The sequence below is a fragment of the Fundidesulfovibrio butyratiphilus genome (assembly GCF_054657235.1).
The window spans coordinates 647,110-671,030 of record NZ_BAAHXA010000002.1 but is presented as its reverse complement, the minus strand read 5'-3'; the positions used below and the strand labels follow the sequence as shown (position 1 = coordinate 671,030).

Annotated in this window: 18 protein-coding genes; all 18 read right to left on the bottom strand. The window is 68.4% G+C overall.

All coding sequences use genetic code 11. From position 1 onward, the window contains the following. Position 1: 1 nt before the first annotated feature. Positions 2 to 934 carry a polysaccharide deacetylase family protein gene (locus ACYQ01_RS14055; protein ID WP_459934488.1) on the bottom strand — a complete coding sequence of 311 codons (933 nt, stop codon included), beginning with the start codon at positions 932 to 934 and terminating at the stop codon, positions 2 to 4. After that, a complete protein-coding gene (locus ACYQ01_RS14050; protein WP_459934487.1) occupies positions 931 to 1,647 on the bottom strand; it encodes a formyltransferase family protein in 717 nt (238 codons plus the stop codon). The genes ACYQ01_RS14055 and ACYQ01_RS14050 overlap by 4 nt, the downstream gene beginning before the upstream one ends. Then, positions 1,644 to 2,660 carry an N-acetylneuraminate synthase family protein gene (locus ACYQ01_RS14045; RefSeq protein WP_459934486.1) on the bottom strand — a complete coding sequence of 339 codons (1,017 nt, stop codon included), beginning with the start codon at positions 2,658 to 2,660 and terminating at the stop codon, positions 1,644 to 1,646. The genes ACYQ01_RS14050 and ACYQ01_RS14045 overlap by 4 nt, the downstream gene beginning before the upstream one ends. Further along, the gene (locus ACYQ01_RS14040) at positions 2,657 to 3,373 is read right to left on the bottom strand and encodes a GNAT family N-acetyltransferase (RefSeq protein ID WP_459934485.1); all 717 of its coding nucleotides are present in this window, start codon (positions 3,371 to 3,373) and stop codon (positions 2,657 to 2,659) included. The genes ACYQ01_RS14045 and ACYQ01_RS14040 overlap by 4 nt, the downstream gene beginning before the upstream one ends. A 12-nt stretch (positions 3,374 to 3,385) precedes the next feature. Then, positions 3,386 to 4,450 (bottom strand): NAD-dependent epimerase/dehydratase family protein, encoded by a 1,065-nt coding sequence (locus tag ACYQ01_RS14035; RefSeq protein WP_459934484.1) that lies wholly within the window; start codon positions 4,448 to 4,450, stop codon positions 3,386 to 3,388. A 17-nt stretch (positions 4,451 to 4,467) separates the two neighbouring features. Beyond that, positions 4,468 to 5,625, bottom strand: coding sequence for a DegT/DnrJ/EryC1/StrS family aminotransferase (locus tag ACYQ01_RS14030; RefSeq protein WP_459934483.1), 1,158 nt, complete (start codon positions 5,623 to 5,625; stop codon positions 4,468 to 4,470). Continuing rightward, complete coding sequence (locus ACYQ01_RS14025; RefSeq protein WP_459934482.1) at positions 5,622 to 6,686, bottom strand: Gfo/Idh/MocA family protein; 1,065 nt, start codon at positions 6,684 to 6,686, stop codon at positions 5,622 to 5,624. The genes ACYQ01_RS14030 and ACYQ01_RS14025 overlap by 4 nt, the downstream gene beginning before the upstream one ends. Further along, positions 6,635 to 7,324: a cytidylyltransferase domain-containing protein gene (locus ACYQ01_RS14020; RefSeq protein ID WP_459934481.1), complete on the bottom strand. Its 690-nt coding sequence runs from the start codon at positions 7,322 to 7,324 to the stop codon at positions 6,635 to 6,637. The genes ACYQ01_RS14025 and ACYQ01_RS14020 overlap by 52 nt, the downstream gene beginning before the upstream one ends. Before the next feature lie 13 nt (positions 7,325 to 7,337). Next, positions 7,338 to 10,190 carry a hypothetical protein gene (locus tag ACYQ01_RS14015; RefSeq protein WP_459934480.1) on the bottom strand — a complete coding sequence of 951 codons (2,853 nt, stop codon included), beginning with the start codon at positions 10,188 to 10,190 and terminating at the stop codon, positions 7,338 to 7,340. A gap of 180 nt (positions 10,191 to 10,370) precedes the next feature. Further along, positions 10,371 to 11,102: an acylneuraminate cytidylyltransferase family protein gene (locus tag ACYQ01_RS14010; protein ID WP_459934479.1), complete on the bottom strand. Its 732-nt coding sequence runs from the start codon at positions 11,100 to 11,102 to the stop codon at positions 10,371 to 10,373. 33 nt (positions 11,103 to 11,135) lie between these two features. Continuing rightward, a complete protein-coding gene (locus ACYQ01_RS14005) occupies positions 11,136 to 12,557 on the bottom strand; it encodes a B12-binding domain-containing radical SAM protein (RefSeq protein ID WP_459934478.1) in 1,422 nt (473 codons plus the stop codon). Then, on the bottom strand, positions 12,505 to 14,559 hold the full coding sequence (locus ACYQ01_RS14000) for a B12-binding domain-containing radical SAM protein (protein WP_459934477.1): 2,055 nt from the start codon (positions 14,557 to 14,559) through the stop codon (positions 12,505 to 12,507). The genes ACYQ01_RS14005 and ACYQ01_RS14000 overlap by 53 nt, the downstream gene beginning before the upstream one ends. 5 nt (positions 14,560 to 14,564) lie before the next feature. Next, entirely contained in the window at positions 14,565 to 15,779 is a 1,215-nt protein-coding gene (locus ACYQ01_RS13995; RefSeq protein WP_459934476.1) for a glycosyltransferase family 4 protein, read from the bottom strand. A 79-nt stretch (positions 15,780 to 15,858) separates the two neighbouring features. Next, positions 15,859 to 19,311: a glycosyltransferase gene (locus tag ACYQ01_RS13990; RefSeq protein ID WP_459934475.1), complete on the bottom strand. Its 3,453-nt coding sequence runs from the start codon at positions 19,309 to 19,311 to the stop codon at positions 15,859 to 15,861. Further along, on the bottom strand, positions 19,311 to 20,165 hold the full coding sequence (locus tag ACYQ01_RS13985) for a glycosyltransferase family 2 protein (protein ID WP_459934474.1): 855 nt from the start codon (positions 20,163 to 20,165) through the stop codon (positions 19,311 to 19,313). Before ACYQ01_RS13985 ends, ACYQ01_RS13990 begins: the two co-directional genes overlap by 1 nt. Beyond that, the gene (locus ACYQ01_RS13980; RefSeq protein WP_459934473.1) at positions 20,152 to 21,552 is read right to left on the bottom strand and encodes a B12-binding domain-containing radical SAM protein; all 1,401 of its coding nucleotides are present in this window, start codon (positions 21,550 to 21,552) and stop codon (positions 20,152 to 20,154) included. Before ACYQ01_RS13980 ends, ACYQ01_RS13985 begins: the two co-directional genes overlap by 14 nt. Next, entirely contained in the window at positions 21,549 to 22,766 is a 1,218-nt protein-coding gene (locus ACYQ01_RS13975) for a radical SAM protein (RefSeq protein WP_459934472.1), read from the bottom strand. The genes ACYQ01_RS13980 and ACYQ01_RS13975 overlap by 4 nt, the downstream gene beginning before the upstream one ends. A 262-nt stretch (positions 22,767 to 23,028) precedes the next feature. After that, complete coding sequence (locus tag ACYQ01_RS13970; RefSeq protein WP_459934471.1) at positions 23,029 to 23,838, bottom strand: glycosyltransferase family 2 protein; 810 nt, start codon at positions 23,836 to 23,838, stop codon at positions 23,029 to 23,031. Between the last annotated feature and the right edge of the window lie 83 nt (positions 23,839 to 23,921).

The following is a 23,921-nucleotide window of genomic DNA, read 5'->3' as shown; positions in this document are numbered from 1 at the left end:
GTCAGACCGCCGCCACCCGAAGCAGACCGAAAGGATCGGCTCCGGCCCGGTTGACGCCGTCCATGGCCGTGGGGCAACAGCGCACGCCACGCTCGGCCAGGGCCCGCGACACGGCCGGGGAGAAGCAGTGGGCCAACCCCTCGGGATAGGAATAATGCGTGGGATCGACGCCCGCGCGCTCGCGCAGCAGGTCGTGGCAGGCGCCCAGCTCCGCGTCCAGGGCCCGGGGCGACAGATGGCTCAGGATGGCGTGGGTGTGGCTGTGGCCGCCGATGGTGAACAGGCCCGAATCCCGGGCCTGGCGCACCTGGTCCCAGGTGAGCTTGCGGTCCAGGGGATGGTCCGACGACAAACGACCGGGACGGCCCAGCTCGGCGCACAGCGCGTCGGCGAACAGGTCCGCGTCGCAGGCCGGGTCGTTCTTCACCCGGTCGCGCACGGCCATGAGAAAGGCGACGCGACTTTGGGCGTCGTCCAGACGGAAGGGCTCCTCCCGCCAGTTTACGCGCAGGGCGCGGGCCGAAACGTCCTCCACCACGGACTCGATCCGGTCGATCCAGGACATGGCGTTGTGTTCGACGAACCCCGTGGTGACGTAGATGGCGGCCGGAATGTTGAAATCCGCCAGGATGGGAGCGGCCACGCTCAGGTTGTTCTCGAACCCGTCGTCAAAGGTGACGGCGAAGCTTCGGGGGGGAAAGCTTCCACCCGGCCGGCAGCCGGCCAAGGCCTCGTCCATGGTGACGGCCCGGCCCGCGCGGGCCAGCCGCTCGATGCAGCGGGCGAAGGTCGCGGCCTCAAGGTGTTTGAGGTTGGCGTTGCGCACCGCGCTCGTCTGCCTGGGGATGACCCCGTGAAAAAGAAAGATGGCCAGCGCATCTTCGCTCAGACGCGCCTCCAGGCGCTCGGGCAGGTCGAGGTCGGCGCGCGTCATGGGACAAGCCCCCGCGTGTGGGCGGCGAAACGCTGGACGCAGAGGTCCTTGAGCACGCCGGGCATGGCGGAATAATAACGGCCCGTGCGCCGCTGGGGCCGCGAGAGCACGTCGTTTTGCCGCTCCATCATGTCGGCGGCGCACACGCACAGCCGGACGCAGGCCTCGGTGTTGACGGCCCGCAGGGCGGAAAGGGGCATGCCCGACGTCAGGCGCAGGGCCTCTTGCAGCACGATGTCGCCGGTGTCAAGACCGGAGTCCACCCGGTGCAGGGTGGTGACCAAGCCCGCGAAGTCACCGTGGTAGATGGCCCACAGGTGGGAATCCAGGCCCCGGTAGTCCTCGGGGTCGCCGCCGTGCAGGTTGAGAAGCGGTCCGGGCGCGGCCTCGACCACGGCCCGGCCCAGGCGGCCCGCGCCGAACACCACGGCCAAGTCCGCTTTTTGCTCGGCCAGGGCGGCCACGGCCTCGGGGGCGTTCAGGTTCGAAAAACGCCGGGTAGGCAGCACGTCTTCGAACGCGGTCTCGACGCCGCCGAACCAGCGCTCGCGCTCCAGCCTTTCGCGCTCCTCTTCGAAGGGGTGCGCGGTCTCGAAGGGCCAACTCGGCCCTTGCGTCTCGCACAGCGCCGTCACCTTGTCGAAGCGGCGGGCCATGGCCCTGGCGAAATAGGCGTGGTGAATGGTCGGGGTGGTGAGCAGGACGATCTTCACGGCTCCAGGTCCTCTTCGGAGAAAATTTCGCCCAGGGCCAGGTCCCGGCGCAACACGCGCCCGAGAAGGCGGCCTTCCTCGCCGGGCGCCATGCCCGAACCGGGACGCACCCAGGTAAGGTCGTCCAAGGCGAGCGCGCGCCCGGCCTTCAGGCCGCGCCCCGCCGCGATGGATCGGCGCACCGCCATGCCCGTCGCGGCCTCGCAGGGCTGCGGGGCCTTGTGCGGGGCGCCGAGCATGGCCGACACTTCGCGGATGGCCTGCACCATGCGCGCCAGGTCCCTCGGGTCGGCGGAAAGCTGGTGGTCACGGAAATCCGAGTGTTTTTTGTTCAGGGTGAAGTGCTTCTCGACGATGCGGGCGCCCGCGGCCACGGCGTATATCGCCGCCTCCACGCCCAGGGTGTGGTCGGAATACCCCACCTCCACGTCGGGAAAGGCCTCGCGCAGCACGCGTATCGCCCCGAGCCCGGCCTGGTCGCCGGGCGTGGGGTAGCTGGCCACGCAGTGCAGCAAGGCCAGGCCAGGGTCAACGCCCAAGGCGCGCCACGCGGCCTTAACCCGGTCGCGCGCCCGCCCGGCCAGGGCCAAGTCGGCCAGACCGGTGGAGACGATCATGGGCTTGGCGAAACCGGCCACCAGGTCGATGAGCGGCCAGAAGGTGTTGTCGCCCGAAGCGATCTTGAACGCCGGCTGCATGTCACGCAGCAGGCGCGCGCTGCCCAGGTCGAAGGGCGTGGAGAAAAAGATCAGTCCCAGATCGGCGGCCTGATGGGCCAGCTTGGCGAACTCCTCGCCGCCAAGGCGCAGGGAGCGCAGGCGGGCCAGGCGCTCGGCGTCCGCGCGGGTGACGTAGTGCTCGGGCGTAAAGGTCTGGAACTTCACCGCGTCGGCTCCGGCCTCGGCGGCCAAACCCACCAAGTCCTGGGCCAGGGCGAAGCTGCCCTCGTGGTTGTTGCCGATCTCGGCCACGATGAAGACCTGTTCATCGGTGTCGAACGACCCGATTTTCATGCCTGTTCCCCCCGCCGGTGCAGATGTAAAGAGTACGACGCCGAAACCAAGCGAAAGCCCAACCCCTCGTAAAGCCGCATGGCCGGCGTGTTACCCCGCTGGGTGCCCACGCGCAAGGGCGACCAGGCCCCCCGGCAGGACCGGGCCGCGAAGGCGATCATGGACCGGGCCGCGCCCAGGCCCCGCGACGGGCCGTCTACGCCCACCAGGTCGATGACCACGGTGGCGTCCTGGGTCGCCAAAAGCTGGAGAAAGCCCTCCACCCGGCCCTCGCGCTCGCTCACCACCATCCAGTCTCCGCGCTTTCCAGTAAAAAAATTGGCCGCCCAGGCCTCTTTGATCCGCCCGGCCGCCTCGTCCCCGATCAAGGGATCGGCGTGGAACCGGTCATGCGCGAAGCCGTGACGGGCCACGGCCCGCACCCTGTCCTCGTCGCCCGGACGGGCAAAGCGGACCCGGAGCGGTCCCGGGTCCAGGGGAGCGGCCTCGCGTGCCAGGGTCAAGGTCGTGGCGACCACGCGAAAACCCACGGACCGCAACCGGGCCAACGCGTCCCGGCGCTCCGCCCCCAGGCTGGTCCAGACCAGACAGGGACCGGGCGGCAAATCGCCCGGGGTCACGGTCCCGCGCCCCGAAGACAGGACGTGGCACGGCTTGCCCAGCAGCCCGGACAGCCAGGCGTCGCCGGCGAACACGACGGGCGAAGCCTCCATGGCGGACCGGACCTAGTCGTTCACCTGAGGCGAACAGCCCCGAGCCTGGGGATTGAGCGTGGCAAAGAGCCGTTCGTACCAGTCGATGTAGCGCGGATAGCCCTTCTCCAGCGGATAGGCCGGCTCGTAGCCCAACAGTTTGCGGGCCTTGTCCACGGAAAGCGACCCGCGTTCCGGCATGAGGGCGTCGCGCTCCATGTGGCGGACCTTGACGCTTGGAAAACGGCTTTGCACCATAGCGGCCATTTCGTTGAGACTGCGCCCCTGTCCGTAGGTGAGGTTGAAAATCTGGTCGCGGGCCTCGGGACGTTCGATGGCCTTGCACACGCCCTGCACCATGTCGCCGATGTAGGTGAAGTCGAGGCGCTCCTCGCCGTCGCCCTTGATGACGATATCCTGGCCGCGCAGGGCGTTTTCGATGAACACCTGCCCCACCCGGCGGCTGATGCAGCGCTCCCCGTACAGGGCCGAAGGGCGAATGATGGTATACGGCAGGCCGAACACCTGATTGTACCCGATGACCAGCTTCTCGCCGCCGAACTTGAGCGCTCCGTAAATGCCCAGGGGATTGCAGGGGCTTTCCTCGGTGACCGTGCCGGACTCGAAATTGCCGTACACCATGCTCGACGAAAAGTAGATGAACTGCTCGACCTTGCCCCGCGACTGGTCCAGGGCGTTTTCCAGGGTGCGGAAGCTGTGGTCGAAGGTGCTGTAGGGGTCCTTGTTGGACTTGCTTGCGTGGGCGATGGCCGCCAAAAGTACCACTACATGGGGCTTGATCCTTTCGAGAAGCAAGGCCAGCCGAAAGTAGTCGCGCACGTCTTCCACGTAGAGCGGCACTCCGGCGTCTTGCAGAAGCTTGAGCCGATTCTGCACGATGCTCAAATAGAGGTCGCGTTCCTGCCCGGTGTAGTTCGAGCAATAGAGCGACAGCAGGTTGTTCACTTCCAGTCCGTCGATGACCGACACCTCGGCACCGCGTCGTTTGAGCTCCAGGGCCAGGTTGTGGCCGATGAATCCGGCCCCGCCGATGAGGACGATCCTGCGATTCTTGATGTCGATGGTATTGGCGTCCATAGGCCTCACTCGAAGGGCTAAAGGTGTTGGCGCACGACCGCGACGACCCGGTCCGCCACGTAGTCCATGTCGTCCGGGCCCAGGTGCGGCCCCACGGGCAGGGCCACGCCGCAATCGCTTATCGCCTCGGCCACGGGATACCGCTCGCGCGCATAGGGGGCCAACCCCTGGTAGTAGCGCATGCGCGGCACGGGTTGGGGATAGTAGACGCTCGTGCCCACGCCCGCCTCGCCAAGGTCCCTGGCCACCGCGGAACGCTTGGTCGCCAGGGGGCCTTCGAGCACCATGACCAGGCAGTAGTGCGCGCTTTCGGCCCGGGGATCGGTTGCGTCGAGCACGCGCACGTGCTCCAGGCCCGAAAGGCCCGCCTTGAGCCGGGAAAAGTTCTCCTCGCGTCGCCTGAGGATTTCGGGCAGCCTGTCCATTTGGACCAGGCCCAGCGCGGCCTGAAGCTCGCTCATGCGGTAGTTGAGCCCCAAATCCACCACGTCGTACACCCCCGGCTCGGACCGCTCGGCGTGGGACCGGTCCACTCCAAAGGCCCGCTTGCGGGCGATCCGCGCGGCCAGCTCTTCGCTTTTGCAACTGAGCATGCCGCCCTCGGCCGTGGTGATATGTTTGACCGGATAGAAGGAAAAACACCCCGCGTCGCCCCAGAGTCCCACGTGGACGCCGTTAAAACGCGCGCCCACGGCCAGGGCGCAGTCCTCCACCACGGCCAGTCCCCGATCCCGGGCCAAGGCCATGATGGACTCCATGTCGCAGGGAATGCCCAGGAAATGCACCAGGGTGACGGCCCGGGTACGCGGGCTCAGGGCCTTTTCCACGGCTTCGGCCGTGATGTTGCCCGTGGCCGGGTCGGCGTCCACGAACACCGGCCGCGCCCCGACGGCCATGACGGCGTGGGCCGTGGCCACGTGGGTCATGGCCGGCGTCACCACCTCGTCGCCCGGTCCGATCTCCAGCCCGATCCAAGCCATGTGCAGGGCCGCCATGCACGAACTCATGGACACGCAGCGCGCGCCCTGGCCCAGCCAGCGGGCGAAACGCTCCTCAAAGGCCCGGCACCGGGGGCCGTGCGTCAAAATGTTGCCGCAAAGGACCTCCTGGACGGCCTGACGTTCCTCGTCGCCGATCCAGGGTCGGCCGAAAGCAATGGTGCGGGAAGGGTTCATGCGTAGTCCACCTGTATGGGTTGGCGCTCGGCGTGGGACTTTTCCACGGCCGCGCACACGGCGATGACGTCGAGATACGAATGCACGTCCCGTGCCCAGTCGCGTCCCTGGCGGATTCCCAGGAGAAACCGGGAGAGGGATTCCCCCCTGTCGGCGGGCACGGGATCGTCTTGCCACGCCACCGGAGGCGTCCGGGGATCGCGGCTTGCGTGCAGCCTCGCCCCGGAGTCGTCGTAGAGAAAGGACCCCTGGGTTCCGTAGAGTCTGAGCACGTGCTGATGGCGATGCACGCAGCCGAAATTGGCCGTGAACCGGGCCACGGCCCCGCCGGACATGAGGGCCGATGCGGTCACGAAGTCGTCGTAGCGAAAAACGGAATCCCGCGTGCAGATCCGGTTGCCCAGGGCGAAAACCGATTCGGGACGTTCGCCCGTGATCCACAGGGCCAGATCGATCATGTGCACCCCGCCGCCGGCCATGACCGAGTAGTCGTCCTCGCGTCCGCGCCAGCCGGTCAGAATCTTTTCCAATCGGCCGTAAAGGTATTCCCCGTCCAGGGCGTAGATGCGGCCCAGTTCGCCCTGGCGCACGGCCCGGCGCAGGCGGCGATACAGCGGAGCGGCGCGCAGCACGAGGTTGCACCCCAGGGCGCGCGGAGGCGTCCCCGACGCCTTCCAGGCCGCGAGCAGCAGACGGGCTTCCGCCAGGGTGCGGCACACGGGCTTTTCCACGAACACGTGCTTGCCCGCCTCCAGCGCCGCCACCGCCTGACCGAAATGTTGGGCATCGTAGGTGGCGATGGAAACCACGTCCACTTCCGGATCGGCCAGGATCCGGGAAAAATCCGTCGTGGGGCGTCCCTGGCCCAGGGCCGCGGCCGTGGCCCGGGCCTTGTCCCGGTCCAGGTCGCACAGCCAGAGCAGACGACAGCCGCCCTCGGCCCGGTAGACCCTGGCGTGGCGTTCGCCGACGCCCAGCCCGACCACGGCCACTCCCAGAAGCCCCGCGTTCACGGCTCCCCCCGGCGACTCCATCCGTCCCCACAGGGCGCGCCGCGACACGTCCGCTCCTCGTTCGCCAGGCACCAGTCCTCGACACGCGCCAGATCCCCCGGTTCGTCCACGGCCAGGCTGAACCCCCTCGGGGCCGGCTCCGGGTTGGCGATGCTCACGATGCGAAAGCGCCCCGCGTTGGCGTAAAAATATTTCGTGACGTGTTCGCGTTCTTCCGGGAGCGAGGCCGCGCGCTCCACGGCGCGAAACGTCTCGGTCCGCACCAGTTCCACGCTGCGCCCGGGGGGGTAGGTGCGCGGCAGCACGTTGGTCACCAGGTCGCACGGCTCGTGGGCGAAGACCTCGGCCGCCCAGGCGAAAAGGGCGGGATCCAAGACGGGACTGTCCGCGCAGACCCGAAAAAAAGCCCGGCAGGGATGGCGGTCCAGGGCGAGCATGAAACGCCCCAGCACGTCTTCCAGCGGGCCGCGCGTGACGGCCGCACCCAGGCTGGCGGCGAACAGGGCCAACGGGTCGTCGCTGGCCTGGTCGCTGGTGGCCACCACCACGGGCAGGGCCGCATCGAAAGCGCGCAGGCGCTCCACCACCCGGGCCAGCAGGGGCTTGCCCAGAAACGGGGCCAACACCTTGCCGGGAAACCGGCGCGAACTCATGCGGGCCTGGACGATGGCGATCAGCGGCTTCATGCGAAAATCCTTCTCACCCCTGGACCTTGGCCGGTCCGGCCATCCCCTGGGCCAAAAACCGTTCCCGCAAGGATTCGGGCATCAGTTCCTCCAGGTCCCGGTCGCGCAATCCCATGAGCCTGAGCCAGGCCATGCAGAGGTCCCAGGACATGACTGTGGGGCCGACGCTGTCCAGCAGGGGCAGGGGCGGCTCCTGGGAAGGCCGACCGGCCAGAAGGAAAACGGCCCGGCAGGCCAGTTGAAACGAGAGGTTTTCCAGCCGTCCCAGGGCCGCATCCCGGGAAAACCCCGCCAGGCAGGCGTCCAGGTCCCGCTCGCGCAGCCAGCGCATGAGCCCGACCTGGGCGTATAAGCCCATGAAAGCCGGAAAATAGGCGTATACCTCCTCGACCAAGGCAGAGGCCCTGTCCAGGTCGCCCTGAAAAGCGCAGAGCGCGGCTTCGTACCCCTTCCAGCTGATATCCAGGCGACCAAGCGCCCTGTCGCGCTCGAACCAGAGCAGGGCCGCTTCGGCGTCGCGGCGTTGCACGAAATCGCCATGCCATCCGATCATGGCGAAACCGTTGCCGACCGAGTTGTCCTTGGCATAGGCCCTTTCCACCGTATCGGAGGCTTCCTCCCACCTTCCGGCCGCGGCCAGGGCGGCCGCGTGCAAAATGACGAAAATTCCCGTCAGCCGATCCTGGCGAGCGTCCCTCTCAAATCCCGGCAGGGCCTTGACCATGTCGTAATCTCTGGTTTGAAAGCGCCAAAGACTCGTCACGGCATGCAGATTGTATAAATACGGGTAACGGGCATAGGCGGCCTCGGCCACGGCGTGGGCCTCCCGGTCCCGGCGGCACACGGCCAGGGCCTCGCACAGATGGACGGTCCACCGAGCGGACATTCTTCCCGGGGAGGCGTCGCGTTCCATCCAGTCCAGGTATTGGTCGAAAAGAAACACGGGACGCAGGCAGAGCGCGCCGATACGGGAATGCTCGTCCCGCAGCCAGGGGCTGCCCGCATAGCGCCATCCGACCAGCTCCAGGGCCTGGTCGCGCCATCCCCGCACCGCGAGGGACACGGCGATATCCGCCGACCAGACAGGCGAAAGGCCCAGCGCCAGGGCCTGGTCGCGCAGGGCCGCGTACCCCCGGGCCACGTCCCCGCCGCGTGACCGGACCCAAAGGGCGAGCAGTTCTTCGCTCGGCTTTTGTCGCGCCTTCTCGTCCAGGAGCGTTTCCCGGCGGCAAAACGAACGGGACTGATGAAACGTGTGCACGCGCAGGGGCAGCAGGCCGAACGCGCGCTCGTCGTAGTCCGCCACGGCCTGGGCTACGGTCGCGCGCTCCAGGGTCAAGGCCGCCTGCCGGTCGGCCACATCGGCAAGCAGCCGCAGGGCCTGAATCAGGTCGGCTTCGCACGCGGCGCGCCCGGACGGGTCCGGGGACGCCGGATCGGCCTCCATCGTGTCCAGGGCTTGGCTCGCCCGCGCTAGCGTCGCGTCCAGGGCCGCGCGGCGGTGGAGAAACTCCCGGAGCCCGGGATGCTCGAACGCGTCCGGGGCCGTGCGCTCCGGCTCCTCGCCGGGGGTCGGGATCGCAACGGGCGTGGGGACGCGCCCCTCGCGCGCAAGGCGGGCGCGGGCCTGGTCGATCACCAGGGGAAACACCTCGCCCCCCCCGGCCAGAAAATCCTCGGGGCTTTCCAGGGCTGGACCGCGAAATCCCACCAGGGAGCCCTCGGGCTCGTACACCTCGGGAAAGCTCTGCCGGCCGCGAATACACTCGCCCGTGCCCGTGTTGCGCGTGGCCATGTTCCAGTCGTCGCGCCACCACCCGCCTCGAGGGGTCTCGAACGGCACGGCGATGTCCGCCTTGGGCAGCCGGGCCTGGGCCAGCAGGTTGAACACCGCCACCCGCGAGCGCGCCAGGGGGGCGGCGCGACCGGCGAGAACATACGAACGCCCTTCCAGGACCACGGTTTTTTCCGAACGGACCGGGAACAGGCCCCCGGGATCGCCTTCGCCGCGCGGGGCGTCCCGGGTGGGCAGCCCGAACAGGTGATAGCGGCAAGCGCCCCGGACCCGACTCGAAACGAGCGTGTCCCAGGCCTCGGCTCCGCGCAGAAAGACCGCTTCGGCACGACCCACCGAACAAAACAGGGGCAGCGCCGCCAGATCGCACGCGGAAAAGGCCGCCTGGCGGACCCGGCCGTCCTCTTCCAGCACGAGGAACACCCGGTCGCCAAGATCACGGCCGGTCTCATGGGACGCCCGCGCGCTTCCGAGAAGAACGCCTTCGTCGGGCAGCCATTCGAGCACCCGACCGGAAAAATCCCCCTGGGGCCAGGGGGCCGAGGAAGGCATGCGCACCGGCAAACTCACCCGCGCCGGCCCCGACGCTCCCACCGCCCGGGCCAGAAGCTCCCGCGCGCCCTGCGCCTCGTCGTCCACCGGAACGTAGGCCCGGCTGGCCAGCACGTCGAAGAATTCCTCCCACTGGCAGGGGTGGTCGCGGCTGGGGGTCATGGCGGCCACGGCCTGAAACGGTCCTTGGGTCAAGGCCTGCGCCGCCCGGGCCACCAGGTCCCGGTTCAAGGAGGCGGCGACGGGACGGACCACGAGCACCGCCGCTCCGGGACGTTGCCGGGCAAGGACGCGCACGGCGCCCCGCCATCCGGCGGGAAAGGGCGTATCCGGTTCGTCCGGCAAGGGGTCCGTATGCGCCATGACCCCGGCGGGCGGGTCGATCCGCCGACCTGGAGGAAAAAAAACGTGAATTTCGGCGTCCGTAGCCGCCCGCACCATCTCGAGAACCGTTTCCAGCCCGTTTTCGGACGCATCCTCCCCCTGGTCGAGGCAGGGAATGGCCACGAGAAGGGTCATGCCCGGCTCCATGGCCCAGGCGGGCGCGTTTTCGACGAAAATCGCCCCCTTCGGCCGGCGTCTGGCCTCGCGCCCCCTGGATGCCGCCCGGCCAGGCGGTTTCCACAGACGCGCGCATCAAGCAGAGAGAGTGCGGATCTCACGTTGAAAAAGCCCACGACGGGCTTTTTCAACGCACGGCTACGGCGCATGGGGCGTTTCCTCCTCCGGGTCCCAGCGGGCGAAGAGCTCGTTGGCCCGGGCCAGGTGATGGGGTTCGTCGATGTCGAGCAATTCGGTTTCGGCGCGTAGGGGATGGATGTAGAACTCGTGGAGACCTCCGGGTTGCAGCCAGAACCCGGAAAATAGGCCATACTCCCTGAAAAAACAACGCGAAGACAGTTCGCCCGGTCCGGCCAGGGGCAAAAGCCCTCCTCCCGCGCCGGGCACGTAATGGCTCCGGTCTCCGGCCGGCATGGCCCGCACCGTGCGCACGGAGCGGTAGCCCCGCGCCAGCTTGGAGACCAGCAAATCCATGAGGGCCCGCGTGCGAAACGGATGCGTGGGATAGAGCATGGCCATGGCCGAAGGTTCGTAGTTTTCGGTGCGCTTGAGCGTTTGCAGGACGTGGGAGATGACGTCGTCCAGGGAGGCGGTGTCGTGGGACAGCTCGGCCGGGCGCAGAAAGGGGACTTCCGCGCCCCAACGCCTGGCCACTTCGGCGATTTCCGGACTGTCGGTGGAGACCACCACCCGATCGAAAAAACGGCAGTTCACCCCGGCCAGCACGGAATGGGCCACCAACGGCTTGCCCCCCAGATCGGCCAGGTTCTTTCCCGGAATGCCCTTGGAACCGCCCCTGGCCGGGATCAGGGCCAGGATCTTGACCCCTTCGGGCTCCTGGCCGGGCATATCGACTCCGACTCGGCTCATATCGGCCTCCCCCGAAGACATCGACGCGTCAGGTTACGCCCCGGCCTTGCGGCGCGCCTCGCGCGCTTCCCGGTGGGCGCGCCACGCCTCCATGCCCCTGCGCTGGGCGGCCACCAGGGCCTGGCCGCTGATGGTGGGCAGGTCGAGCGCGCAATCGTTGAAGCCGTCCAGCCTGCCGCCTTCCACCAGCCAACCGTTGGCCAGGGCCTGTTCGTGCAGACGGGTGCCGGGAAACGGCGTGCACAGCGACAGTTGCAGTTCGTCGGGATCGAGCTCCAGGGCCAAGTCCATGGTGGCCCGGGCGCTGGCTTCGGTCTCGCCGGGCAAGCCCAGCATGAAGGTCAGGTGCATGCGAATGCCGAGCTCCCTGGTGATGTCGCAGGCCCGCTTGACCTTATCCAGTCCCAGGGCCTTGCCCGAGCCGTCGAGAAGGGACTGGCTGGCCGACTCCACCCCGTATTTCACCGCGCGCATGCCGGCGGCGTGCAGGGCTTCGAGAATTTCGCGGTCCATGAGGTCGGCCCGGGCCATCATGGCCCAGGGAACGCCCAGACGCCTGGCGTCCAGGGCGCGGGCCAGGGCCAGGGTGCGTTCGCGGCCCACGTTGGTGGTGTCGTCGTCGAAATAGTAGGATTGAAAATCGTAGGTCTTGACCAGCCACTCCACCTCGTCGGCCACCTTTTCGACGCTCCTGGGCCGAAAACGGCGCTGACCGTAGACCACCTGGGGCCACACGCAAAAGGTGCATCCAAAGGGACAGCCCCGGCTGGCCCACACCTGCACCGAAGGGCCGGGCAGGCCGAAGGGATTGTCCTTGTAACGATGCATGGGCAGGTGATGGTAGGCGTAGCGCGGCAGGCTGTCCAGGTCGTCGCAGGGCGGACGGGGCTCGCCCGCCCGGACCGTCCCGTCGTCCAGGCGCACGTGCGCGCCGGCCACCGGCGCGTGCGAGCCGGACAGGCGGGCGCGCATCAGGGCTTCGAGGGTGAGCTCGTATTCGCCGAAGCAGGCGAAGTCGACCAGGGGATGCCCGGCCAGCCAGGCCGGATCGCCCAGCGGCGCGTGCGCCCCGCCCAGTCCGACGGTCACGCCCGGCAGCAGGGCCTTGAGTTGGGCCACGGTGTCCAGGTCGCAGTCGATGGACGGGGTGGAGACCTCCAGAAAGATCACGTCCGGGGCGTAGGACGAAGCCCGGCCCAGAAAGGCCGGCAGTTTCTCCCCCTGGGCAACGCTGTCCACAAGAAGCACCCGCAAGTCGGGAATGCGTTCGAGCAGGGCCGTGGCCTGGGCCAAAAAATGGGGAAACGGCAGGTAGGGCGGCGGGGCCTGGTCGGGCCGCCAGCCTTCCATGTGCGGCCAGCGCGAGCCAGCCCGCACCCCCCACAGCCAGGGGCGCGTTTCGTCATGCCACGAAGCGTTGGCCAGCAGAATCTTGCAGGGCGCTGCGGATGTCATTTCGTTCTCCCGTGATGCGGTTGTCCTTGGCCAGCCCCACCATGACCAGGGCGGTAAAGACCATGGCGCGGTCCCGGCTGAGCCAGGGCTGGTGTCTGGCCACCATGTCGGCCAGTTGGCGAATGGTGCGCTTGCCGTCCATGGCGTCCCAGAGAAAGGCGTGGGCCAGCACGTAGCGCTCCATGTCTTCGAGGGTCCAGTCGTGCACGTAGCCCGCGATCAGATGCAGATGCGGATACGGCGAGCCGGACGTGGCGGTCAGGCGACGAGGCGTATCGTCGAGCAGGCTGTCGGGCAGAAAGTTCACCCGGTGGTGCACGTAGTGGGCGTTCTCGCGGCTCATGACCGTGCCCATGGTCAGGGCCTCGGCGGCGAACTCCGTGCCCCGGTGGGGCGTGGTGAGCTGGCCCAGCCCGCCGTCGGAACGCAAGTGTTCGGGCACCTTGGAGTTTATGCGCTCCAGAAAGCGCTTCTTGGCCGGATAGCTGGCCAGGTCTTCGCCCGGAGTGAAGAGCATGTGGGTGTAGAGCGGGGCCAGGCCGGCCCGCATGAGGTTTTCCGCCGCCTGGGCCATGGCGTCTATCTCCTCCCCCTTGTGGGTGAGGTCCGCGCTCTGCTGAGTGAAGGACTCGATGCCGATCTCCATGCCCACGCATCCGGCCCGCTTCATGAGCGGCAACAGCTCCTTGCGGCGGTTGATGTCCGAAGCGCGCGAAAGCCCCAGCCAGCGAAACTCCACCCCGCTTTCCAGCACGAGCTCGCATACCCGGTCCATGTGTCCGGGCTTGAGCAGCAGGTTGTCGTCCCAAAAGTGGAACTGGTTCACTGCGTAGCGACGATGGGCGGCAAACATCTGACCGGCCACGTACTCGGGACTGTTCCAGCGCACCCGGCGGTTCCACATGAGCGGCGAGGAGCAGAACGTGCATGCGAACGGGCACCCCCGCGACCCCATCAGCGGAAAGCGGTATCCGCCCACCACGTGCAGGGGATAGTTGTACAGCCGCCAGTCGGGCAGAAGCTCCCAGGCGGGATAGGGCAGAATATCCAGGTCCTTGATCATCTGACGCCCGGGATCTTGCCCCTTGGCCACGCCCACGCCGTCGATTCCAGACGGGTCCCCGCCCTCGCGCAGGGCCTCCACCAGGTCGCCCAGCGGAAGCTCGCCCTCTCCGGCCACAATGAAGTCGGCGTGCTCCAGGGTTTCGTCCGGGCACAAGGTGGCGTGCACTCCGCCTATGACCACATAGGCCTCGCCCTTGGCCCGCACCGCGTCGGCGATGGCGAAGGCCATGGGGGCCTGGGCGGTCCAGGCGGTGAGGCAGACCAGGTCGTAGTGGCGGCCCAGGATGTGGGCGATGACCTCGGCCGGGGCCGTGTCGGTGATGTGGGCGTCGACAAGCTCGACCTGAATGTCGGGAAACCGCTTGCGCAGCCACCCGCCCAACGCAAGAAGTCCCATGGGCATGGTCTTCTTGTGCCGCCGGTTGGCCCGGGCGAAGGGCGGATGCACCAGCAGCACCCGGTTGACGAAGCGCGACCCGCTCCGCGACCGGGCCACGCCCGGTCCCGGAGCGTCCCCCGGGGTCGGCGGAATGCGCAGGTCCGCCAGGGGATCGTAGGCCACCCGGACGAATTGGCGCACCCGGTCGGCCGGAGTGTACATGTCGTGGATGCGTTCCGCTTCCACCCCGCGCGTCAGCAGCCATTCGCGCAGGTTTTCCTGCTGAAAGTGGGTGCAGAGCACGAAATGGGCCGATCCCTGAAGGTCCAGTTCCGAAAGGGGGCTGACCGGCAAGGCCAGGGGCTCGGACTCTTCGCCTTCGTCCAGATGGTCGTAAAGGCGGTCGGTCCAGGCGGAAAGGTCCAGACGTTCGAGCACGCGCCGGGTGTGCTCCCCCGCGCCGAGCACGGCCAGGGGCAGACCCCGCTCCGTGAGCTCCCGCAGCGTTGCGGCCAGGCGTCTTACGGCCTCGGCGAAATGGTGCGAACGGTAATCCATGTCGGTCATTCCCCGCAAAGGGTCAAGGACCCGGCCCCGGCCTTGCCGGGGGTTTGCCAAACGTCGCGCTCCCCGGCCAACAGCCCGGCCAGACGGCCGGCCGCCGCGCGCAGGCTGTAGCGCCGCTCCACCAGGGCGCGGGCCTTGCGGCCCATTTCCAGGCGCAGGGCCGGATCGGTGAACAGGCGCTCCATTTTGTCGGCCATTTCGCGCTCGGTGGAGGCCAGAAAGACTTCCTGCCCGTCCACGCCCACGCCGGCGGCCTCCCCGATGCGCGTGGCCACCACGGGCAGGCCGGCGGCCATGTACTCGAAAAGCTTGGTGGGGCTCTTGGCCCGCATCCACTCGTAGTCGAGGCTCACGGGCTCAAGCGGCACAACGCCCACGTCCATGCCGGCCAGAAGCCCGGGCACGCGGTCGGGCGCGGCCCAGCCGTCGTAGGACACGGGCAGCCCCGGGAAATTCAGGCGCAAATGTTCGGGCACCACGTCCTCCATGCCCCGGCCCACGATGTGGAAGCTGAAGGGAATCCCCTTGCGGTGGACCCTCCGGGCCGCCCGGCAGGCCAGATCCAGGCAGTCGAGGATGCGCTTGCCCCAGATCTGGCCCAGCCAGACCATGCGCGGAACGGCGCTGGACGCGGCGCGTTCCGGGCGGTCCGCCGGGACGAAGCGCTCCGTGTCGGCCACGGTTTCGAGCAGGTGCACCCGGTCGTTGAAGGCCGAAAGGATGGGCGCGAGCGCCCGGCTGGACGCCAGACAGAAGCGGGCGCCGGAAGCCACCGCGCCAAGCGTTTGCGCCTGGCCGACGACCCCGAACCGGCGGGCGTTGACCTCGGGGTCCTTGAAGAGCGAAGACCGGCCCCGGTCGTCGTCGTCGTAGTCCAGCGCGTAGGGCCAGCCGTGGCGTCGGCAGACTTCCAGAACGGCCGCGGCATGGTAGTGGACCTTCTGGATGACGAAAAACGCCGGTCCCATGGCTTCAAGCCGGGCCACGGCCCTGTCCGTCAGCTCCTGCTTGAGTTCTTCGGCCACGTACAGCATGGCGGTCATTTCCAGGCCCTTGAGCGCCGGGGGGGCCAAATCGTCCTGAAAAGAAAACACCCGCGCGTCCACGCCCCGCTGCGCCAGGGCGCGGGCGAAATTGTAGGCCCGTATGCGGGTGGGGGCGTTGGTGTAGTCGGTGAGTCCCACGAAGACCACGGGCAGGCCGCTTTTCATGCCAATATTCTCCTAGCCTGCGGCCCGCGCGCCCCGCAACCGCTTGTCGGGGATGGCCGCCAACTCTTTTTCGAACATCTCAATCCTCCGCCTGTCGTGTCCGGTCGGGAAACAGCAGGGGAAGCACCCCGCCTTGCACCACGGATTCCCACCCGTAGCGCTCCTCGGCCAGGGCGCGCCCGGCCAGGCCCATGGCGTGGCCGCGCTCCGGGTTTTCCAGAAGCTCCCGCAGGGCCGCGGCCAAACCGCGCACGTCGCCCGGCTCCACGTAGAGCCCCTGGCGCCCGTGGGTAAAAAGCTCTCCCAGTCCGCCCGTGCGACTGGCCACCACCGGCCGACCGCAGGACATGGCCTCGATGGCCGTCATGCCCAGGGCCTCGGGCCAAAGCGACGGAACCAGGCACACCGCCGAACGGGCCATGAGCCCGGCCAGCTTGGCGTCGTCGTTTATCCAGCCCACGTTTTCCAGGTAGTCGCGCGTCACGGGCTTGCCCACCCCGGTGGTGAGCAGGGAAAACTCCACCCCGCTCGCGGCGAGCAGGTCGCAGGCCTCCAGGGCCCAGGAAAATCCCTTCTTGGCGTCGTATACCCGGCCGGCGAAAAGAATTTGTCCGGGCGTCACTTCGGCCCGGTCCACGGGCGCGAAGCGTTCCAGATCCACCCCGGAAGGCACCACGTGGGTCTCGGGGTTGTGGCGCGAGAGGATGTCGGCCATGGCCCGGTTGTAGCAGACAATGGCCGAGGCCTTGCCCAACGTGCGGGACACGAATTCGGGGTAGCCGGCCTCGAAAGCCCCGGCGTGCACGAGCTCGCGGCGAAAAAAGGCCTCGCGGGGGTTTTCCTGGGTGAAATAGTCCAGGCAGCACTCGATGCAGCGGCGGTGATGCGCCGGGTCCAGGGTCTGAAGCCAACTGTCCGGGCAGGGCTCGCCCTGGCGGAAGCGTTCGCCCGCCCCCCGAAAGCAGGCCACCTCGTAGGCATAGAAGCGCACCACCGGCCGGTAGTCGGCCAGGGCCGCCACCACGGCCGGCTTCATGGCCCAGCCGTCGCCCACGTACACGGCGTCGGGCGCGAAGGCGTCCACGGCCTGGCGCAGCTTTCGGCCCACCGTGGCGTCGGTGTATTCTTCGGGAGTCATGGCCACGAGCTGGGTCTCGAAAGGCAGCCGGGCCTCGATTCGGCCCCTGGTCATGAGGCCGTCCTTCACGGCGGGCAGAATGAAGCGCACGTGATGGGTCTTGGCCAGGTGGCGAAAGACCTCGTAGATGTCTCGCGGAGCCCCGCCGTGGGGCGGCCAGCCAAAGAGCAAGTCCACCACGGCGATCTTCTTGCCCGGTCCGGGCGCAAGCGTGCCCGGCAGCAGGATGTCCGCCCCTTCGGCTGCGCCGGCCCTGGCTTCGGCCTCCAGCCTGGCGGCCGCGATGCGCTCGGCCTTTTGCGCCCGCAAGGCCTGATCGCACACCCCGAGGGCCACGGCCTTGTCCAAGGCGGCCTCGGCCTCGTCAAAACGCAGCGCCCGGCGCAATATGTCGCTCTGGTTCAGATAGGCCGAGGGCTCCCCGCGATCTTCGGCCAGGTGGCCGAAGATCGCGATAGCTTCTTCCAGCCGGCCGGATCCCACCAGCAGCTCGGCCCTGGTGCGCAGGCAGGCGATATTTTCGGGGTTGTGCGCCAAGATTTCCTCCAAAAGATGCTCAAGCCGCTCCCAGGACAGCAGGCCCGAAGCGCCGGGTCCGGCCACGACCCGGTTCAGGGCCAGAATCGAAACAGCCGGCGCGGTTCGCGGCGCGACGGTCAGCACGTCCAGCAAAACGGCCTGAGCCAGGTCGTGGCGACCCCGGTGGATGTGATACCACACCCGGTCGCTCAACACGTCCAGCAGGGCGACGAACGCCTCCTCCCGGCCCAGGTCGCGGGCCAGACCCGCCAAATGTTCGACGCGCGCGCGACTCGTGGCCAAACGCTTGACCACCAGGTCGCTCTGGACGTCGATCCAGGCCTTGACATCCGGGTGGTCGGGCCGGGCCCTGCACAGGGTTTCCAGCAGGGGACGCCCCAGGCCGGCGCGTCCGGCCTCTTCGAGGTGCGCGGCCCGCAGGTAGGTGGGCCGGGTGGCTTCCGGAGCCAGGCTGGCGGCCTTGTCCAGGCAGGCCAGGGCCTCTTCGGAGCGGCGCGCCTCGCGCAACGACAGGGCTTTATGCAAATACCAAGCCGACGCCCGTGGGCCGTGGGGTTCGGCTTGCAACAGGGCCTGGTTGCGCCGGGCGGCGTCAAAAACCAGAGGGTCAGGACCGGCCGGCGCGCCCAGGCCGAAGAAGCGGTCCGCGCCGGTGAAAAAGGCCTCGCGAGTGAAATGTTCGGCAAAGGCCCGGCAGGCCGGGGCGCGTTCTTCCCTGGGGTAGTCGGCCAGCGCCCGGGCGGCCCGGGAAAAATCCTCGGCCGATTCGTGGGCGAACACCTCGCCCAGGCCGTGCTCCAGGGTGCGCCGGGCCGTCAACCCGTTGTCCGGGACCAGGCAGGGCAGACCGGCCCGCAGAGCCATGAGCTGGATGCCCGAGGAAATGTCGTGGCGGCGGTACGGCAGGGGCAAAATGCGCACCCGGGGACTTTGCAGGGCGGTTTCGAGAAACGCGTCCGGCACATAGTCGGCCAGTCCGAAGAACCGGCCCTGGTCCGCAAGGCGGGCAAAAAGCCGGGCTGCCCGCCGGTCTTCTTCCAAAGGCAGGTTGCGCCGGCCCAGGGCCACCAGGGAGAGGTCGTCACGTTCTTCCACCAGATCAAAGAGCCAGGAAGCGTTCTTGCGGGCCTCCAACAGGCCGGGCACGAGCAGCACCGGGCCGTCTCCGGCTTCCAGAAACGCGCGCAGTCCGGCCAGGCGCTCGCGCTCCTCGTCCGCAAGGTCCTCGGGCGGTCCCAGGCGGCGGTACGGATCGGGCACGTAGCGCAGAACGCCGTCCGGGGTGTCCAGGGCGGCCGCCTGGTATTCGTCGCTGGTGGCCACGGCCGTAAACAGTCGCTGGCGAGCGAGAAAATCCGGCAGGTCGCGCGAATGCAGCCCGCAAGGGTCGTAGCGCAGGCCCGAGGCGTAGAGCAGCCACAAATACGTGGGGCGGGGAAACCCCTCGCCCCGGCCGACCATGGCTTCCCACTGGTCCCACATCTCGTCGCCGTAGAGCACAAGCGTCAGGTCCGGTTCGAGCCGGGCCTGCATGTCCTTGAGCGCGGCCACCTGCACGGCCGGGCCGTCGTCGTCGAAGAGAATGGTCCTGAGCCGGTCGTAATAGAAGCCGGTCTCCCCGAGTTCGCGCACCAGGGCCTTGAAATCGGCCCGGTGGGCGAAGCGGCCCGGGTCGAAGGCGTGGAAACGCACGCGCGGATGGTCGGCGAAGCGGCGGTGAAAGAGGCCGCCTTCGTAGTGCAGCCCCAGGAAATGCACCTCGAACCCGCGCGAAAGCCCCCACTCGACGAAATTTTCCGCATAGATCAGGTGGTGGCCCATGGCCAGGGGGTCGTAGAGCAGGAGCCGGGGCATCAGTCCTCCTCGCCCACGCGGCGGGCCAGGTCGATCCAGTCCATGCCCAGGGCGTAGGGGAAAAGGGCCAGGGTCACGCCCAGGCATCCCCAGTCCCGGTCCGCCACGTCGCGACGCAGGATGCCCCACAGCCGTCCGGCGTGGCGCAGGTTGGAACGCGCGGCCCGCCCGACCCGAGGCGCGCTGAAGCAGCCGTAATAGTACCACTTCCAGAAGTTTTTCATCACCGAGGGCACGGTGTCGCGGCGCAGGTGCATGGCCCGGGCCCTGGGCTGGTACACCAGCACGTGCCGGTCGCGGATGAGTTCGCAGAGCTTGACGTCCTCGGCGTTGGTCCGGCACCGCTCGTTGTAGTAGCCTGCGTCCACGATGGCCTGGCGGCGAAAAAGGGAGTTGGAGCCCCAGACGAACGCCGGACGCCAAATGCGCTCCGGCCCCCGGCGCTGGAGCATGTGCCGGGCCCGCCAGCGGTCGGCCAGGACGGTCCGGTAGGTCTCGCGCAGTTCGCCGCCCACGGCCGAAACGTCCGGGGTCATCTCGGCCGCCAGATGCTCCAGCCAGTCGGGCTGCGGGGCCACGTCGGCGTCCACGGCGGCGATCAGGTCGCATTTGGCCTCGCGCACTCCGGTGTTGCGGGCGCTCGCCAGGCCCAGATTGCCAGGATGACGCACCACCCGCAGAGGATAGCGGGCGTTTGTCCAGCGCTCGGCCAGGGCCGCGGTGGCGTCGGTGGAGCCGTCGTCCACCACGAGCACCTCCTCGATCGGATGCGTCTGGGCCATGACGGCGGCCAGCACCCGGTCCAGGTAGGCGGCCGCGTTGTAACAGGGAATGTACAGGCTAACCCCCGGCACGAGTCCGCTCCTTTGCTTGGCGATGGGCTTTCCAGGTCTCCTGGAAGACGCGCAGGCCCTGTTCCAACTCCCGGCTGGTCAGGGCCTCGGTACGCACCGTGGCCCGGTTGCTGCCGTCGAACAGGTCGACCCGGTCGGCTTCGAGAAAACCGTTGGCCACGGCGAACGCGTGGAAAGGCGTGCCCGGAAACGGCGTGGCCAGGGAGACCTGAAGGGAATCGGGGTCCAGCTCCAGGGCCAGGCGCAAGCTGTCTCCCATGGTTCGCACGGTCTCTCCGGGCAGGCCCAGGGTAAAGGTCAGATGCGTCTTCACCCCAAGCGACCGGGTGTGGCGGATGGTGCGCTTGGCCGCTTCCAGGTCCAGGCCCTTGCCGCAGCGGGCCAGAATGTCCGGGCTGGCCGATTCCACGCCGTATTTCACCGCCACCAGACCGGCCGCGCGCAGGGCGTCCAGCATTTCCCCGTCCATGGAGTCGGCCCTGGCCATGACCGCCAGGTCCGCCTCGATCCCGCGCAGCCGGATCTCCTCGGCCAGAGCCAGCACGCGCCGCTTGCCGATGTTGAAGGTGTCGTCATCGAAATACACGGTCTTGAACCCGTAGGTCGCCACCAGGTGGGCCATCTCGTCGGCCACGTCGCGCGGGTCGCGCACCCGGTAGGCGTGCCCGCCGTACATGACCTCGGGCCACAGACAGAACGAACAGCGATGCGGACAGCCCCGGCTGGCCACCATGTTCACCATGAGGCCGGAGATGCCGCAGAAGTAGTCCTTGTAGCGGGTCATGGGAAAATGGCGGTAGGCGGGCCAGGGCAGGTCGGCCAGGTCCCCGAGCGCCCGGCGGGCGTTCACCCTGGGCGAGCCCGAGGCGTCGCGCCAGGCCAGGCCGGCCACGGCCGACGGGTCGAAGCCGGGTCGCGACAGGCCCTCGATCAGTTCCAGGGCGGTCCACTCGTATTCGCCCACCAGGCAGAAGTCCGCCTCCGGGTGTTTGGCCAGAAGGGCCGCCGGGTCCACGCTGGCCTGGGGGCCGGCCAGGACGGACACCACCCCGGGCAGGGCGGCCTTGGCCGCGCGGGCGTGGGCCAGGTCGTGGTCGAAGGACGCCAGGGCGGTCTCGGCGATGAGGACGTCGGGGGCGAAGTCTTCCACCCGCTTCCGGTAGGCCTGGACGGTCAGGCCCTCGGCGATGGCGTCCACGGCCAGCACCTCGGCGTCGCTTCGCTCCTCGGCCAGGGCGGCGGCGTAGGCCAGAAAAAAGGGAAAGGGAATATAGGGCAGAGTGGTTTCGTCCCTGGTGGGCATGGTGAAGGGCCAGCGCGACCCGGCGCGCACGCCGAAACGGCCCTCGGCCTTTTTCCAGGGCGGATTGGCGAAGAGAACCTTCACGCGTCCTCCCCCGCCGACGCCTTGCGGACCGGGCCGCGCAGGGCCGCGAGCGGCGCCTTCTGGGCCGCCTTCACCACGTGGGCCTGGGCGTAGTCCAGCCGTTGCCGCAGCAGCGGTCCGCGCAGGTCGGCCCGGTCAAAGGGGCGCAGCTCGCGCGAGCCCAGGCGTTCCAGATAGCTGGGAGCCATGCCGTCGCAGGCCGCGCGGGCCGCGCAGGACGCGCAGGGGCCGGGGAAGAGCGAAAACCGCTGGCCGCGCATGCCCACGACGCGCTCTCCGCCGGGCAGGATCTCGTCGACCGCGCGGTAGGCGAAGATTTCGCGCACTCCGGTCTCGGGGATGGGCAAGATCTCGGAACAAAATCCCGGCCCCCGGTCGAAGTTGCAGGCCCGGTTGCGCCACTCGAAGGGGTCGTAGGGCAGTCCGAGCACCCCCACCACGTGGCGGGCCAGGCCGGGATAGACGCAAAGCGGCATGTAGCGCAGGTTCACCGCCACTCCGGCCGCGTCGAGAAGGGCCACGGCCTTGGCGATGCGGGGGGCGATATCGGCGAAACGCGCCTGCACGCCGGCCACGCGGTGCTGGGAATTCCACTCGTGGTAGGCGTTGAAAAGAATAAAGTTGTGTACGTACACGCCGCGCGACACGCTTTCCCTGGCGATGGCTTCGAGTTGGTCCAGGTTTCCCTCGAAGATGACGGTGTTGGCCCCGTAGGGAACGCCGGCCCGGTCCAGACGATCGAGCGCCCGCCGCAGCCTGAACCAGGACCCGCCGGTAAAGCGCGCAAACGACTCCTCCTCCACGCTGTGCATGGAAAAGAGGAAGTCGGTCAGGCCCGCGTCCAGCAGCCGGCCCAGCAGGTCGTCGGGTCCGTCCAGGAACTGGCCCAGGGTGATGAGCCGACCGGACAGACCCCGCCTGGCGCCATGGGCCACGATCTCGACGATTTCAGGATGCAGCGAGGGTTCGCCGCCCGTTACGTCGTAAAAGGAAAGTCCCTGGTCGGCCAGTCCGTCCAGGATGGCCCGGCAATCGGTTCCGGACCGAAAAACGGCTCGGCGCAAAGCCCGGAACTGGTCGTCGGACTTGTCCCAGAAACTGTAGTAGCAGAACCGGCAGGAATGGACGCATTTGAGGCCCACGTCCAGGATGCCGCGCGGGCTCAAGGCGCCGGGGGGATGCCGGTAGACTTGGCCTGGTGGATGGTTGCTCACCGTTTCGACTCCCTGAGGTTTCGCGCCGCCGGCCTGGTATCGGCCCGGGCTTCCGGCCGGGGGCGGATGGCGGAAAATTCCGGCGCGGAAAATTCTTGCAAATGGCGAGCCGAACGTCCCGGGACGCGGCTTCGCGGCAATGTTGCGCGCAAGCGGCCGCATGCGAGGGACGCGCGGACGTCAAAAGCGCGACGCCGGGTGCGCGGCTTTCGCAAACCGCCGGCCGGGAGCCGGACGCTTGAAGGATGGCGTTTTGTCCCGGTCACCGCCCGTTCCCGAAGGAGTCGAGGTGCCGGCGGGCTTCGAGGACCAGGCGTTTGGACTCGCCGATGAGGCGGCGCCAGTTTTCCGGGGCGTGGATGTGCACCTCGCGTTCGCCGGCGTGGTCGCGCTTGGCGTAGAGGGCCTTGCCCACGTGAACGAACCGCGCCCCCCCCAGGGCGAAGCGCAAGAACAGGTCGTGGTCGTGGGCCAGGAGGGACTCGTCGTAGAAGCCGTGGCGCTCATGCAGACTGCGGCGATAGAGTTTGGCGTCTCCGCACAGATACCAGTCGCAAAACGAACGCGCGAAGCTGTAGTCGGGCAGGTCGAAGCGTCGGACCACCTCGAAGGCGTCGTTGACCACGAGCATGTCGGCGAAGACGAAGTCGGCCGGGGTTTCCTCCAGGGCGCGCACGAGTTCGACGTAGAGACCGGGCATGCACCAGTCGTCCGAAGGAACGTAGGTCACGGCCTGGCCCGTGGCGGCGCGAAAGCCGGCGTTGAGGGCCGCGGCCAGCCCCCGGTTGGTCTCGAAGGCGATGACCCGCACAGCGCGTCCCCGGGCCGGATAGCGGGGGTGATGCACGCGCAGGAGCGTGTCCGAGGTTTCGTCGTAGCGGCTGGCGTAGGAAGCCGTGTCCGCCCCCACGCGGGCAAGCCAGCCCTCCAGAACCCGGGCCGTGCCGTCGGTGGAGCCGTCGTCGACCACCACGATCTCCATGTCGGGATGGTCCTGGAACCACAGGGAGTCGAGGCAGGCGGGCAGATACTGGGCCTGGTTGTAGGTGGGCACGACGACGGAGACTTTCATGGACCGGTCCGGTTGGGGTTGGGCCGGCTGGACCGGCCTGGTGGCCGGTTACGGTACGGCAAAGCCCGGCCTGGCGCAACGGG

Excerpts from the sequence above, each read along its gene's own strand:
- ACYQ01_RS14000 (WP_459934477.1), bottom strand. The coding sequence starts at position 14,559 with ATGGATTACCGTTCGCACCATTTCGCCGAGGCCGTAAGACGCCTGGCC.
- ACYQ01_RS14005 (WP_459934478.1), bottom strand. The coding sequence starts at position 12,557 with ATGACATCCGCAGCGCCCTGCAAGATTCTGCTGGCCAACGCTTCGTGG.
- ACYQ01_RS14040 (WP_459934485.1), bottom strand. The coding sequence starts at position 3,373 with ATGGAGGCTTCGCCCGTCGTGTTCGCCGGCGACGCCTGGCTGTCCGGG.
- ACYQ01_RS14035 (WP_459934484.1), bottom strand. The coding sequence starts at position 4,450 with ATGGACGCCAATACCATCGACATCAAGAATCGCAGGATCGTCCTCATC.
- ACYQ01_RS14020 (WP_459934481.1), bottom strand. The coding sequence starts at position 7,324 with ATGAAGCCGCTGATCGCCATCGTCCAGGCCCGCATGAGTTCGCGCCGG.
- ACYQ01_RS13970 (WP_459934471.1), bottom strand. The coding sequence starts at position 23,838 with ATGAAAGTCTCCGTCGTCGTGCCCACCTACAACCAGGCCCAGTATCTG.
- ACYQ01_RS14010 (WP_459934479.1), bottom strand. The coding sequence starts at position 11,102 with ATGAGCCGAGTCGGAGTCGATATGCCCGGCCAGGAGCCCGAAGGGGTC.
- ACYQ01_RS13990 (WP_459934475.1), bottom strand. The coding sequence starts at position 19,311 with ATGCCCCGGCTCCTGCTCTACGACCCCCTGGCCATGGGCCACCACCTG.
- ACYQ01_RS14030 (WP_459934483.1), bottom strand. The coding sequence starts at position 5,625 with ATGAACCCTTCCCGCACCATTGCTTTCGGCCGACCCTGGATCGGCGAC.
- ACYQ01_RS14055 (WP_459934488.1), bottom strand. The coding sequence starts at position 934 with ATGACGCGCGCCGACCTCGACCTGCCCGAGCGCCTGGAGGCGCGTCTG.
- ACYQ01_RS13995 (WP_459934476.1), bottom strand. The coding sequence starts at position 15,779 with ATGAAAAGCGGCCTGCCCGTGGTCTTCGTGGGACTCACCGACTACACC.
- ACYQ01_RS14015 (WP_459934480.1), bottom strand. The coding sequence starts at position 10,190 with ATGACCCTTCTCGTGGCCATTCCCTGCCTCGACCAGGGGGAGGATGCG.
- ACYQ01_RS14045 (WP_459934486.1), bottom strand. The coding sequence starts at position 2,660 with ATGAAAATCGGGTCGTTCGACACCGATGAACAGGTCTTCATCGTGGCC.